Source organism: Segatella salivae F0493, from assembly GCF_000477535.1.
Lineage (GTDB): Bacteria > Bacteroidota > Bacteroidia > Bacteroidales > Bacteroidaceae > Prevotella > Prevotella salivae.
The window spans coordinates 1-15107 of the sequence record NZ_AWGW01000026.1; the positions used below are offsets into that span (position 1 = coordinate 1).

The following is a 15107-nucleotide window of genomic DNA, read 5'->3' on the forward strand; positions in this document are numbered from 1 at the left end:
GTTTTGGCTGTTTCGCCCACGACTTGACCGCTGAATACATTACCCACTGTGTTCTGTATTACCTTGCTATCCTTGTCTCCATAATCCCTTGTCAATTGGCTAAAATCTTGAAATCCTAAGCACACTGCGACCTTATTACTTCGGGCAGTAGTGATAAGATTATCAAGTCCACGGAAATATATGGTAGGCAACTCGTCGATTATCACAGACGATTTGAGTTGCTTCTTCTTGTTAATGAGCTTCACAATACGACTATTGTAAAGTCCAAGTGCAGCCGAATAGATATTCTGACGGTCGGGATTATTCCCTACGACAAGCACTTTTGGCTCATTGGGATTGTTGATGTCGAGCGAGAAATCATCACCCCGTCATCACCCAATAAAGGGCAGGGCTTATCATACGCGAAAGCGGTATCTTGGCACTGGCAATCTGTCCCTGTAACTGGTCCTGTGCGCCACCCTCTCATGCGTCCATAAAAGGAGAAAGGTAGTTGGCAAGTTCATCGTAGGAAGTGAGTATCGGGAATATCTGTGCGTAGGGACGGTTGAGAAATTCGATGGCATGGGGAAAGGTGCAATACTTTCCGTTCTCATAAATCTTCAGGAACCAGATGATGGCTGCCAATAGAATAATAGGTGATTCCACAAAGAAATCATCCTGCTTTTGAATCCACGAACGGTTGAGGTTAAGCATGATGGTGTAAGCACTCTCATAGGCATCTAATATATCCGTCTTGCTTGCTTGTTGCTCCTACGATGCAGGCAAAATCTCTGGCTACCGAGGGTTTCTCGGCAATAATACAAGTTGTCATAGTCGATAATAGAATTAAAGGTTACATCTTACGTCCACGAGACTTCTTCTGCTTGTTCTCGTCCTGCTTTTGCTTCTGCTCGGCAGTAGGTTGTGTTTGTCCCGTTTTGAGTGGCTATTTCACATTCTTGGTGGCTTCATTGGTCTTACCGTGGTTATTGACAGCTACCTATGTTTTGTGTTCTTCGGCTACGGCAACCACTTTTTCTTTTCCAGTTTCCTGCTTCTTGTCAGGATTTCACTTGTAAAAACGTGGTCTATTCTGTTCCTTGTCCATACGAACGTACGCGTTGAAAGGTTGCCCTTGTTTATCCACCATATTCTTTAGATATAGTGTACGACCGCTATCCAAGGCTTCACGCTGTTTATCTGATAACTCTAAGCCGCAAAGCTTATGTGGGGCACCTTGCTGCTGTGTCTGCTGCTGCCGTTCCTTAAAACCATGGTTATTGTCAAAGATGAACTTAATGCCTTTTCGCTCGGCATTAACCTGCAACGTGGCATTGAAAGTTTTTCCACTCTTGGCGGTCATGCCCTCCACCTTCATAGCCTTACCTTCCACAAGGTCTTTATACTGTGCATCGGAAAGGGTAATACCCTTGATTTCCTTGGGGATATTCACATGGTCAGCACGCAGGGCTATAATTTCGTTGGTCTGCGGATCGATAGAGACGTAAGCAGAAAAAGGCTCAGCGTTCTTGGGTGTTACTTCGATAGTTTTACCGAGATTGCCCGTAGTGAGAAGTGCCTCCTTTTCTTCGGGAGAGAACTTGTAGCCCATATAGGGAAAGTCAAGCTGTGGTTCTTTTCTCAAAGGATGAATTGCCAAACCGATATTGCCGCTATCATCTGTGCGGAAAGCAAGGCGAGCTTCGGTGTAGATAGTAGTGTCTCTAATAGGTACGGCAATCGTTAAGAGATTACTCTTCTGCCAATTGAGCTTTTTGTCCAATTCTCCGCTTTGTTCCAATCGCTCACGGGTAAGTCCGAGATTATCGAGTTGCTTCCAATCAACCTTTGACTCATCGATGGCAGTAGCATTCTTCTTGGTCTTTGATTTTTTCGTCCATATTACAATGTTTTTAATGACATTAACAGCGGTGCACGGACAAAGGAAAATCAAAGAAATAGTATGTGTTAGCAATTGTAGATAACTGCGTACTTGTAGCGTTGATATGGATGGAAATGGTAAAAAAGAGGTATGGTTCAAATACCATACCTCCATATTTTTCATTGATTAGGTTATTGCATAGACAGCAATTTGCAGTACATTCCGTTTTTTGCTGCAAGTTCTGCATGCGTCCCGTTCTCTACAAGGTGTCCCTTGTCCATCACAATAATTTGATTAGCATTACGGATGGTTTGCAAATGATGGGCAATGACCAAGACTGTGCGATTTCGGATAAGGGAAGACATTGCCTGTTGTATCTTATATTCATTGACAGGGTCAACATTGCTCGTTATCTCGTCCAAAAGAATGATGGGAGCGTCTTTCAAGAAAGCACGGGCGATTGAAAGCCTTTGTTTCTGCCCTCCGGAGAGTCCCAAACCGTTTTCTCCGATTTTTGTTTCATAACCTTCCGGCAGGCTGATGATAAAGTCGTGTATCATCGCTCTACGTGCTGCTTCTTCGATTTCTTCCTGCGTAGCATGTTGATTGCCCACTTTGATATTATTGGCAATGGTATCTGAAAAGAGAATAACATTTTGCATCACTACACTGATTTTACCGAGCAGATAATCATAGTCCATTTCTCGAATGTCTATACCACCGATACGGATACTGCCGGTCTGCGGTTCCCAGAAACGGAGTAACAGGCTGGTAATGGTTGTTTTACCAGAACCTGACGATCCGACAAGTGCCGTTACCGTTCCTTCGGGAACATGGAACGTGAGATTTTTCATCTCAAAACCTTCCTTCTCATAATGGAAATCCACTTTGTCAAAGGAAAGATTGAAATGGGTTGCTGTTTTCGGCTGTTCAGGAATGGTGATAACAGGAGCATTCAATAAATGGGAAATGCGTCCGTAACTATCTTTTACCTTGATGTAATTCAGCCAATGACTCTCCATATTGACAAAAGGTTTGTAGAATTCTTTTGAGACGATGATAAACATTAAATAAGCGAAAAGAGAAAGTTCCCCCTGCTGTGTCCACCAAAGACCGATTGTAGCCATCAGAGCGAAAGCCAATTCTATCAGGAAAGTGTATCTGCCCACACTCACAGCTGCCAAACGAGAAGTATTCTTACTGCTTTCTCCAAATTCACTGACAGAGTGGTCAAGTCTGTCACGGAACATTCCTTTTCCTCCAAACACTTTCAAAACCGGAATGCCCTTGACGTATTCTACAAAGAGGCTGACCATATCCGCCAGATTGTCCTGAGACTCTTCCTGTGCTTTCATTCCCGAGCGAATGCCCCGATACAGAGAAAACAGGGCAATAGGAAGAATGGCTACCATTGTCAATCCCATGCGCCAGTCCACACAGAACAGTCCGATGCCAAGTATCAGAGCTACAATGAAATCAGCAGACATCCGTGTCCATAGATGTCCTACCACCATTTCCATGTTATCCACGTCTTTGTGAATGACTGTACTTATCTCTCCCAGACGCTCATTGGTATAGAAACCGAGTGAGAACATTTTCAGTTTCAATATGATTTTCTCGCGGATACGTTCCACAAGATCAAATCCGGCAAAATGCTTGCTCATATCGGCAATGGCATTGGATAGGGTTTTCAATACCAGCAGACCGCCAAGTAACCATGCTGCCGAAATGAAAGAGATGCTTTCTCCTTGTATATGACGGTCGATAAGGAACAAGACGGTTAGCATGATTGCCGTGCCACAAAGAGCATAAACCACGAAAAACAGTGCAGAGATAATCAGATGCCGCACTCCGCGAGCGGTCAATTCATTCAATATATTGCGTACCATTGTTTATACCTCCTCTTCTTTCAGTTGCCATTTACTTACTTGTTCTTGCGTCTCCGTCATATTGCGGTACAGAGAACAGTCTTTCATCAGTTCTTGGTGTGTTCCTTTTGAGACAACCTGCCCTTTGTCCATCACAACAATACGCTCCATATCCTGAATCGTATTGAGACGATGGGCAATGGTAATGACGGTCTTGTTGCGCTGCAATTCGTCAAGAGCTTCTTGGATTAGTTTCTCATTCTCTCCGTCCAAAGCAGCGGTGGCTTCATCGAGAATAACTATTGGAGAGTCTTTGAGCAACATTCGGGCAATGGAAATACGCTGTTTTTCTCCGCCGGAGAATTTTACGCCAGCTTCGCCTACCAGCGTATCATAACCATTCGGCAATCCCATGATAAAATCATGAATATGAGCACGCTGTGCTGCCGTTTCCACTTCCTTTTGTGTGGCGGTAGGTCCTCCTATACGGATATTATCCCGAATGGTTGTGTTAAAGAGAAAAACCTCCTGCTGTACCATCGAAAAATAATCAGCGATATTACGTTCGGAGAGTTCCGTAATATTCTCTCCTCCCAATCGGATAGTACCTGTTTGGGGGTGCCAGAACCCCATCATCAAACTTGCCAGCGTGGTTTTTCCCGACCCTGACTCGCCTACGATAGCTGTATGACTACCTTTCGGAAATTGAAGACATACATCTTTTAGCGCATTGTCTTCCTTGTTTGGATAGGAAAATGTAACGTGCTCGAAACAAACATCCGTTTGTGTCGTATCCGTTTTCTTGTCCGCCGTGTCCTTTGTCTGTACCTCTGTGATGGACTGCACTTTTGCCAACGACTGACCATAGACGATTCGGAAATGTTGGAATGTAGCCAACTTAGCAAAGGAGGACGAGAATAAACCGCCCAATATCAAGGCAAGGATAAAACGAGCTACAGTTAATTCGCCCGAACTCATCATCCATAGTCCAATAAGAGTCATTACCACGATACCACCTTCCAAGAACATCGTTATCAATGTCATGGGAACGGTAACGCTAAACATGCTCCGCTTTACCCAACGGATGTAGTCGCGCATACCACCAAGTACCCGTTCCGTTCTGTTTTCCTCGTTACTGAAGGCTTTGATTACCGATATGGTAGCCACATATTCCAAAAGGTCTTCCGACATTTTTTGCGTACTTTCCATAAAGTGTTGAAAGCTCTTTCCCCAAAGTGTTTTGACAGCCATTTGCAGAAGAAATGCCACAGGCAAAAGAGAAATGAGCGACAGCCCCAAACGCCAGTCTAACACCATAATGATTACCCAGAGTAAGGCTGGAAAAAGCGTAGCCGAAAGGATTTCGGGTAATCCATGTGCTAAATAAATTTCAATTTGTTCCACATCGTGGTTAATAATATTCACCAAGTCGCCAACTTTCCGTTCTTGAAAGAAACCGAGCGGCAAGCGTTGCAGATGACTTATGATACGCAACCTCAATCGTGTAAGGGCATTGTAAGCCGACTGGTGTGCACGCCAAATCGAGGTTCCATAGAATACGCCTCTAAGCATTGCCAACAGTATCATTATTCCTCCAATACCCCAAACTATTATGGGAGAGAGTGTACTATTCATCAACTTGTCAACCGCCCACACTACAAGCAGTATAGGGAGTGTGCCTAAAATAAGGTGCAATATAACCACAACATTGGAGAGCAGGCTACGGCTCTCCCGTTCCTCATCAAGGGGTCTGACTTTTTGTTTATCCATATATGTGTCGTTTTGATTTTTTCTGTTGCAAAAGTACGGCAACAAACAGGGATAAAATAACCCCGATAAGCATTACACTGCCCCAAAACAACAATTTGCTCGCATATAAACACAACAGGGGTATAAGCGTGTATAATAGGGTTATTTATTTGCTCGAAAGGTAAGTACCTTTGCACAGAATCTCACAAACAAATATGATATGTCAATCAGCTCAATAGTCCATTTATACAAAAGAATGCTCATTGTCGGCTTTCTATCGTTGTGGTCTTTTCCTATGTTTGCACAACTGCAACCAACAGAAATAAAAGTTATTGATGCAGAAAATGGGAACAGTATAGAATTTGCCGCCGTACAATGGAAAGGTTTGAATGCTCCAACGTACACGAATGGTACGACTACAAACAGGAAAGGTATTGCAAAACTAAGTGCATCAAGTAATCAAAAACTTATGCTTATGGTAAGTTATGTCGGTTATCAGACCATTACCGATACGATTACCGCAAATGGGATGCGTTATATCATAAGACTACTCCCGGAATCAACAGAGCTGGCAGATGTAGTCGTAGTAGGAAAAACAAGAGCACAAATACTCAGAGAGTCGCCTGAAGCAGTTTCTGTAATAAATGCAAAAGAACTTCAAGGTAGATCTATTTCGTTAGAAACCGTTTTGAATAAAACCATAGGTTTGAAAGTTGGGCAGACTGGCGGTTTGGGAAGCAGTTCGAGAATTATTGTTCATGGATTGGAAGGAAACCGCATTCAAATCTTATGGGACGGAATACCAATGAGTACTTCTGACGGGGCTTTTTCTCTTGATGAAATTCCGATAGACATTATAGAAAGAATAGAAGTCTATAAGAGTATCATACCCGCTCGTTTCGGATGTGATGGATTGGGGGGAGCCGTCAATATCGTTACTAAAGAGTTTAGTACGGATTATTTAGATGCCTCGTATGAATTCGGATCTTACCAAACACATAAAGGAAGTGTCTTCTCTCGCAAGAATTTTCCAAAGAGTGGCATTCTACTCGGTGCGGGAGGTTATTATACATCTGCAAAGAATGACTACTCTTTCAGAGTTCCCGAGAGAGAAAATCTGTTAGTAAGACGTGACCATGACCGTTTTCGTTCGTATATGTTGAAGGGAAAAATTGCTTTCACGAAACTTTGGCTCGATGAGATTAGTACCGAGTTCGGGTATTACAATCGTTTCAATGAAATCCAAGGTATCTTAAAAAACATACAACATGCCGAAAACAAATCAGGAATGTTTATGTTGGAAAACAAATTGATAAAAAGCGGAATACTGAACGACCGCCTTAACTTTGAGTCCCATTTCTCCCTTTCACATACAACAAACAATTTTGTGGATACGGCACGAGTTAATCACGATTTCGAAGGAAACATATATCCGAGTCCGAATGGACAGGGAGAAACAGGGGATGTTCCTCACAACTCGAATGACAAAGGATTGGAAATCAATGAACGTATCAATTTTGATTACAAGTTGTCCGCCAATCACAGTTTGAATCTGAACACACTTATTAACTACGCCAGAAGACAACCGAGCGACAACATTGCAAGTCAGCATGCAGGTTTTGTTATCGGAGGATTTCCCAGTAAAAAGACCAGTTTCATTTCGGGGTTGACTTGGGAGTCAAAACTCTTTGATAAGAAACTGACGAATATGCTCTCCGCAAAGTATTTCCACCTCCATTCCGAGATAGAAGATTTGACTTCATACGAGATGATTGAGGCTCCGAAGAAAAAGAACAATACGACCTCACAAATAGGCTGGATAGAGGCAATAAAATACGAGCCCTTCAGAGGTGTTCACTTGAAAGCATCTTACCAGCGGGCAATACGCCTTCCTAATTCACAAGAACTATTCGGTGATGGTATCATCACCTTTCCTGCAGCCGGATTGAGACCAGAGAAAAGCCACAACTTCAATCTGGGGTTCTTAATAGACAAAAATGATGTCCTCGGCTTATCGCGATTGCAGTTTGAAGTGAACAGCTTTTATATGCAGGTAAGCGATATGATAAAACTGATGAAACAACACATGGCAGCCGGATATGTAAACGCAGAAAAGGTACATATTAAAGGTATAGAAACCGAAATAAAATTGGACATATCGCCAACGGTCTATGCCTACGGAAATCTAACTTATCAGGATGTGCGTGATGTCTTGAACTATTTACCCGGTACCCAAGCCCCCAATCCGACAAAAGGATTGCGACTACCGAACATTCCCTATTTGTTCGCCAACTTCGGGGCGGAGTATCACAGCAACCGATTATTCAAGAATTGGTATGTCAAGGCTTTCTGGGACGGCAAATTTACTGAGGAGTTCTTCTACTTCTGGGAACTTACCGAATTACAGAAACGACGTATTCCCCGCAGTTTCGTCAATGACATGGGTCTATTGTTGACCTACAAAAGCAAATATTCCGTAGCCTTGGAATGCCATAATATAATGAACAAAGAAGTTTGGGACCAATTCCGCCAACCATTGGCAGGACGGACACTTCACCTCAAATTCAGATATGTCTTCTCAAAAGGAATTTTCTAATTTAACAAATATAAAAAGATGAATACAACTATTTTCAATCGTATAGCTTTTTCTGCTATGCTGGTCGGCTTCATAGGGCTGACATCTTGTAACAAAAATGATGAACCTACGCCTACTCCTCAAGAGGTTCAGCAACATTTCACCTTTGTGCATTATGTGGACAAAAGTGCTTATGTAGGGACATTCAGTGATTTGACTCCTCAAGCAACCGACAATAAGAAAGCATTTGAATTCGGGTTCGGTTGCTACCTCTTTGCTAAGGGTAATACAGTGCTTGTACCCGAAGGGAAATTCGGGGATAAGATACATAAGTTTACAAGAGGTGCCCATGGAGAACTGATAAAAGCAGGTACTATGACATTTGAACAGATGGCTCAACCCGGAGAAATTAACTTCGTTGATGAACAGCGGGCATACGTTGCTTTGCACGGACGTGGAAAAATTGCGTTAATCAATACTTCAACATTGCAAAAGGAAGATGAAATTGACCTCTCGTCTTATGCGGTTCAAGACAACAATCCTGATCCCGGCTGTAATGTCATCCGTGATGGAAAGATGTATGTTGCCCTCAATCAGCTCAATTCGCCTCATACCTCCGTACCAGGTACTGGAGCAGAGGTTGCTATCATTGACCTCAAGACGAAAAAGACTGAAGTTATCAAAGATAACCGCACAAGTGTTGTAGGATTGTTCCGCCATTCTGACGCATTCATAGACGAGCGGGGTGACATCTACTTTTACAGTGCGGGTAACAACTTCAATGTTGCCGATAAGGAAGGTTTCCTGCGTATCCGCAAAGGAAGCGACAAATGGGATAGCGATTATCTGTTCAACCTATCGAAGACAACCATAAAAGGAATAGGCAAAACAGGGCAGTATATGATTAAGTCTTTCTATGCAGGTAATGGTATTGTGTATAGTTGCGTGAAAGTAACGGATACAGAATTTGGAATACTCAAGAAAGACTTCCAACCTGTGAAAATCGACATTTGGAACAAAACCATCGAAAAACTTGATTTGCCAATGACCGACAGCAATGGCTCTTTTGCTATAACTCGCTACAAGGACTTCATCGTCTTTGGAATGATATGTAACAATGGTACGGGGTATTACACATACAATACCAAGACAGGCGAATGCTCGCAAAAGCCAATTGTTACTGCCATAGGAGTTCCTTCAAGTTTAGTCGCATTTGAGTAAACTCTCATTAAAAACATTTCTCATGGAGCTATTGGTTCTTTTTTGAGAGTAATACGGATAAAAACTTGCAATAATTCAAGTTTTTATCCGTGTTTGTTTGTAACTTTGCAAAAAGACATGATAAAATGACCATAGAATTTTGTGCAATTAATAAGCCTGAAGATTGGATGGAGATGGTTGCCGAACAATTTGGCACATCAGTAATAAACGATGGATTTACCATTCCTTCTTCTATTGGTAGTGGATTCTTCAAACAATATTATCCTCTGCCATGGCTAACATTGACTTATATCAGTTTCGTAGCATACGAGCCGATAACTATGATACGTCGCTCGGTAGAAAACTCGAAATGGATTCCTGTCATGTTCTATATCAATGAGCATAAACACGAGCAGATAATTGGAACAAGTACAAAAACGGTCGGAGTGGACACACTCGATGGCATTTTCATGCCTTCAAGTAGCATCCCGACTGAGTGGAGTTTTCCTCCAAAGAAACGATACGAAAATATTACACTGACTTTCAATAAGGATTGGATTGAAAAGATTGATGCAGCACATGAAACCTATATCGGTCGGCTTCTCCAATCGGACAAGGCTTTTTATTTGTTTGAGACCATTACACCTGCAATGCAACAGGTCTTGGATAACATTAAGTCTATAACTGAAATCGACAATCCTTTTTCAACGCTTCATTTGCATGGAAAAACTATGGAATTACTGACAATGTTCCTTGAAAAGCTCGAAAAACGTTCGGAAGTAAAATCTCTTGCCAACCTAAACTTGAATGATGTTGAATCAGTATTCCGTGTTCGTCGCCAGATTCTTCAAAGTCTCAGTAATGTACCGAGTATTCCCGAGTTGGCGCGTGAAGCCAATATGAGCAGTTCCAAATTACAAAAGTGCTTCAAGCAGGTTATTGGAAAAGCCATCGCAGAATATGCCCTATCCGAAAAGATGGAATGGGCAAAACGACTGCTTTCCACTCGCCTCTACTCGGTGTCAGAAGTAGGCTATAAAGTTGGATATACTAACCTCAGTCATTTCACAGAGGCTTTCTGCAAATATCACAGGATGAAACCTAAGCAATATCTTGATTCATTATAAGTTTTACACAAATATTACTTGCATTTTGAGGGTTATTTTGCCCTAAACAATCTTTCGAACTTAGCCTGCAAAAACATCAGGCAATGAAAATAACGACATTTAAGTTTCATTTTTTTGCCGGAGTAACAATTTTATCATTGTCTTCTGGTATTTCTGTTTATTATTTAGTCGAACTCTTGTATGCTCTCGATACCTGCAATTGTATCAGTAATGGAGAAATTGGTATGGAGGAATTGGCACACACTCTCTGAAATCTTCGGAGTGGAGATAAAGAACTGCTACAACGTATATATGAATATAAAGCATCGCAAAGATGACAGTCGCACTTATTTTCTTGACGAACTCCGTGAAAAAATCAATAAGCGGATGGTGGGGAGCGACCTGAAAGGCGGCAAGTTCAAGAAGTAGTAAATCAAAAGGGAGATATTCCGACTCTGTAATATCTCCCTTCATTCATTCTTTGATAAGCACTTCCAACTTTTTGGCTATATCCTCTGAGGTTGGAAGCACTTGTTTCCGTATTTAATGCATTATGAGAAAATAGGCTATAATATTAATATACTCAATTTTGAACGAAATCGTTGTGAGATTTACAGAGATCATACCTTTGATTCTTATTGGGAATAATCAAATCCATAATTAATATTGTATAGATGAAAGGATTACATTTTGATTAAATGAGCAAGCTTCGGATCATTCTTAATACGCATAATCTCTGAATCAACTAACGAGAGAATTTCTTCCTTGACTTTGCGATAGTTAGCTTCGATGGTCTCTTTGAGATTATCGGAGCCATCTTCGTTTGTAAAGTCTGCAATCGTGGGAATTGGTTCGTAGGTCTTTGTTTCTGCAGATACCTTGGCACTATCCACCACAATCTCCGCATGAAAAATCTTCTGGTCGATACGCTCGTCGAAGTTGTCGGACACAGCACCCACAAACATACCTTGCGTGAGGTTGGAAATCTTGCTTGCCGGGATAAGACTGTCCATTTGCGTGGAGATTGATGTTGATTTGTCGTTACGATTGATGGTCATGGACTGCCGCTGCTGGAGTACCTTTCCGAAACGCTCGGAAAGCGTCTTAGCAGTTTCGCCTACGACCTGACCACTAAATACATTACCTACCGTGTTCTGTATTACCTTACTCTCCTTGTCTCCATAATCACGGGTAAGTTGTGAGAAGTCCTGAAAGCCCAAACATACGGCAACTTTATTGCTTCGTGCAGTAGCAATGAGGTTGTCAAGCCCACGAAAGTAGATGGTTGGCAACTCATCGATAATCACTGAGGATTTGAGTTGCTTCTTCTTGTTAATGAGCTTCACAATACGACTGTTGTAAAGTCCAAGTGCAGCCGAATAGATATTCTGACGGTCGGGGTTGTTACCTACAACAAGAACTTTCGGCTCATTGGGATTGTTGATGTCGAGCGAGAAATCATCACCCGTCATCACCCAATAAAGGGAAGGGCTTATCATACGAGACAGCGGTATCTTGGCACTGGCAATCTGTCCCTGTAACTGGTCCTGAGCGCCGCCCTCCCAAGCATCCATAAAGGGCGAAAGGTAGTTGGCAAGTTCATCGTAGGAAGTGAGTATCGGGAATATCTGTGCGTAGGGACGGTTCAGGAACTCAATGGCATGAGGAAAGGTGCAATACTTACCGTTCTCATAGATTTTTAGAAACCAAATGATGGCTGCCAGCAAGATAATTGGCGACTCCACGAAGAAATCTCCCTGCTTCTGTATCCACGAGCGGTTAAGGTTGAGCATGATGGTATAGGCACTCTCGTAGGCATCCGATATATCTGTCATAAAGGCAGGATTGATAGGATTGCACCGATGCGACTTTCTCGGATCATCGAAATTTATCACGAAGAACTGCGGTTTTACCTTGTAGGCATCCAAATGATGAAGCAGGTGATTGTAGGCTATCTCCGACAAATCGGGGAACTTATAATCGTAGATATACATCGCAAAGCCTTTCTCAATCTGCTGCTTGATGTAGTTGTTCACAATGGCGTAGGACTTTCCCGAACCCGGTGTACCGAGTACCATCGAGGCGCGGAAGGGATTGACTACGTTAATCCAGCCCTTATTCCATTTCTTCTTATAGTAAAAACGTGTGGGGAGATTGACGGAATACTCATTCTCCATCAATCGTGTTTCCTGCATGAAACTCTCGTTTTCTGTGTTGAATACATCGTCCATCAAGTTATTTTTGAGCAGTCGGCTCATCCATACGCCACCCATCAGTAGGCAGATATAGCCTACGGACAGCGTGAAGATATAGAGCAAAGCTGCACCGATCTTACCGATGGGCAAAGCCAGCAGCCACCAGTTGAGAAAGAAAAAGACGAAGCCGGAGAAAAGCACCGTCCAAATCTTTGGCCATGTGATTTTCTCCTCTTTTACGCCCTTTGTCCCAAGGCAGGACAAAGCAAGGAACACCACACAAAAGAGTTTTGTCCAGAGGATAGACGAGAATAATCCCGTTGTACGCTGGAAGTTCATCAGAATCTTATCTACTATGCCAAGCGTAAATCCCCATGTATTGAACGCTTCATAGCAGAACCAATAACAGTTGATAAGGAGGAATATCACCGATATACCTCGCATAAAGTCCATGACCTTACCTAATGCCCTTAAATCATCTTCTTGTGCCATAATCGTATTGCTTAATATTTGTTGTATTATCGTTATTTGAATTGCATTTGAATGTTGTTCAAACAAAGTTTGAAATACTTTACCTATCTTTTCCTCTGTCTGAGATTGACTTTGTTTTGCCTGCGGAGTTTACGCTGCCACGCCGCCTCCTTCCAATCATCGTTGCCCGTAGACAGGAAAGAACCATCTGTCATATCCTCGATAAGTTCATCGACAAGGTTGTCGCTTTCCTCCGTATTTAGCTGCGAAGGGTGAACGGTTGCAGATTGATCCAAATGTACAGACGGACTGCCGTACAGCGTTTCGTCCAAGAATGGGTTGTCCGTTGGATTGGAGAAAAAACCATTGAATATATTGGCAGCATATCTCTTGCCCAAGCGTGAGCCATTGAGCGCAACGCCCTCCTTGTCGTCAATGAATGTGATGCCATAGATGCGCCCGCTTTCGTTCTTTCGGATTACTGCACGCAAGCCTTGTTCTTCCAATCTTTGTTGTAGGGCCTTCTCTGTTTGAGGAGAAGAACACATCACTTCCAATATCCTGTGTCTTATTGCCGGTATCAGTGGCTTAATAGCTTGCTTTGATTTCTGTATCCTGTTCTGTACAGCAGTATAGCCCATACCACGACCAATGTCCGAGGCATGGATGGGTGTGCTTGCCTTGCCCCCCTTGTCATCAGTCGGAACCATAAACCAGTCCGTCATACTTCTTTCCCCGAAACTCCGTCTTCACTTCTTCCACTGCAAGATTGTATGCGGAAAGAATGGCATTCAATTCACCCAAGGAACAGAAGCGATAATGCTTCAGAACCGTGCGGACAACACTTGCCACCTGTTCCTTGATGTTTCCTCTGGTGATGTCAATCTTGGGCGTTTCTTCCACCGCTTTGTCAGCAACCTTTGAACTTGGGATAAGATCGTATTTCCTTTCCAAGGTATCAGTAATCTGCTTGCTCCTTCGCTTTTCAAACTTGTCGTTGATTTTCTTTCCCTCACCATCTATCCGAAGCGACACGATGTGTATATGCTCACGGGCGATATCGTTGTGCTTGAACACGATATAAGGCTGCTTGCCATAACCGAGTGTCTCCATATACTCCTTGGCTATCTGTGTGAGTGTTTCATCGGAGAGTTTCTCATCTGGGTGAGGATTGAGGGAGCAATGAAACACCATCTTTTTTGTTCGGCATTTCTCTGGAATAACTGCTTGCATATCAGCAAATACTTCAGCCATCGTATAAGTTCCCTCTTTGTTTTGATACAAGCCTTGGACAAGAAGAATGCTTGCTTCCTCTTTCTCTACTTTCTTGAAGTTGTAACCCAATGCCCCTCCAAGGTTTTCCGTGGCAGATATTTTGGCAATCATTTCTTACGGTAGTCTATGGTAAGACTGATAGCCTGCTCCTGCAGGCTGATAATTTGATCCGATAAATGCTCTAACTTTTCAAGCATAATCTGTGCAGTCTTTATGTTATGATAGCTGTTGATGGCACGCACGGTTTGGTTATACAGCACGCCAATCTTATGGATTTGTGCCGTTAGTTCGGAGAGTTTTCGGTAATATTCCACAGCGGATTTATCCACCGTAATCACCTTGAAACTCTCTCCAAGAATACGACCACGCACGAAATCCGACTTGGTCTGCGCACCCGAACGCTGAAACAAATCAATTGCCCTTTGCTGGTCTTTGGGCTTGGGAAGACGAGTGTCCCATCTGTCCCATCGTTCAATCTTATCATTCATAGTCTTTCCTTTTTGTAATTACGACTTTGGAGTAATCCCCCCCTTCGGGGCAAGGGTCTTTGTCGGCAGAAACGGAGTTTGTCGGACAAAGACACACCTTGCCAATATCAAGAGTTGATACGATTGAAGTATCCACCCTTTGGGGGTGTCTGCTTCGGGATATTACCTCCATGTATTATTCTCGCTTGCAAAGTTACGGCGAGTTTTCAAATATCTCATTATCAATGATGTTCACTCTTTTTCCTTACATTTCCCTGTACTTCCCAGGTAGTTGAAACTTAGGATAAAACCTTGTTATTTTGCAAGCAAATTCAGTTGA

At 42.7% G+C, this 15107-nt stretch carries 7 protein-coding genes and 5 pseudogenes; 4 read left to right on the plus strand and 8 right to left on the minus strand.

The window, feature by feature from the left end; translation table 11 throughout:
* The 5 genes and pseudogenes from HMPREF9145_RS08865 to HMPREF9145_RS08880 form a co-directional block, all read right to left on the minus strand.
* Window positions 1-741: pseudogene (locus HMPREF9145_RS08865) on the minus strand (TraM recognition domain-containing protein); the annotation flags it as partial.
* Window positions 722-811: pseudogene (locus tag HMPREF9145_RS14315) on the minus strand (toprim domain-containing protein); the annotation flags it as partial. The pseudogenes HMPREF9145_RS14315 and HMPREF9145_RS08865, both read right to left, overlap by 20 nt.
* Window positions 812-832: 21 nt before the next feature.
* Window positions 833-1858: pseudogene (locus HMPREF9145_RS08870) on the minus strand (DUF4099 domain-containing protein); the annotation flags it as partial.
* A 194-nt stretch (window positions 1859-2052) separates the two neighbouring features.
* On the minus strand, window positions 2053-3750 hold the full coding sequence (locus HMPREF9145_RS08875) for an ABC transporter ATP-binding protein (protein WP_021826043.1): 1698 nt from the start codon (window positions 3748-3750) through the stop codon (window positions 2053-2055).
* Between the two features lie 3 nt (window positions 3751-3753).
* The gene (locus HMPREF9145_RS08880; protein ID WP_021826059.1) at window positions 3754-5499 is read right to left on the minus strand and encodes an ABC transporter ATP-binding protein; all 1746 of its coding nucleotides are present in this window, start codon (window positions 5497-5499) and stop codon (window positions 3754-3756) included.
* Window positions 5500-5698: 199 nt separating this feature from the next.
* Here HMPREF9145_RS08880 and HMPREF9145_RS08885 point away from each other — a divergent pair, with 199 nt between their 5' ends.
* The 4 genes and pseudogenes from HMPREF9145_RS08885 to HMPREF9145_RS08900 form a co-directional block, all read left to right on the plus strand.
* The gene (locus tag HMPREF9145_RS08885) at window positions 5699-8074 is read left to right on the plus strand and encodes a TonB-dependent receptor (RefSeq protein WP_036907202.1); all 2376 of its coding nucleotides are present in this window, start codon (window positions 5699-5701) and stop codon (window positions 8072-8074) included.
* A gap of 18 nt (window positions 8075-8092) precedes the next feature.
* Window positions 8093-9274, plus strand: coding sequence for a hypothetical protein (locus tag HMPREF9145_RS08890; RefSeq protein ID WP_021826135.1), 1182 nt, complete (start codon window positions 8093-8095; stop codon window positions 9272-9274).
* Window positions 9275-9399: 125 nt separating this feature from the next.
* Window positions 9400-10380, plus strand: a complete 981-nt coding sequence (locus HMPREF9145_RS08895) for a helix-turn-helix domain-containing protein (protein ID WP_021826119.1) — start codon at window positions 9400-9402, stop codon at window positions 10378-10380.
* 164 nt (window positions 10381-10544) lie between these two features.
* Window positions 10545-10788 (plus strand): annotated as a pseudogene (locus HMPREF9145_RS08900) (RteC domain-containing protein); the annotation flags it as partial.
* 254 nt (window positions 10789-11042) lie between these two features.
* Here the strand turns inward: HMPREF9145_RS08900 and mobC are convergent.
* From mobC to HMPREF9145_RS08915, 3 genes and pseudogenes are all read right to left on the minus strand, one after another.
* A complete protein-coding gene (gene mobC / locus HMPREF9145_RS08905) occupies window positions 11043-13046 on the minus strand; it encodes a conjugal transfer protein MobC (RefSeq protein WP_021826131.1) in 2004 nt (667 codons plus the stop codon).
* Between the two features lie 83 nt (window positions 13047-13129).
* A pseudogene (mobB, locus tag HMPREF9145_RS08910) lies at window positions 13130-14411 on the minus strand (conjugal transfer protein MobB).
* Window positions 14408-14788: a plasmid mobilization protein gene (locus HMPREF9145_RS08915; RefSeq protein ID WP_021826029.1), complete on the minus strand. Its 381-nt coding sequence runs from the start codon at window positions 14786-14788 to the stop codon at window positions 14408-14410. The pseudogene mobB and the gene HMPREF9145_RS08915 overlap by 4 nt, the downstream one beginning before the upstream one ends.
* Between the last annotated feature and the right edge of the window lie 319 nt (window positions 14789-15107).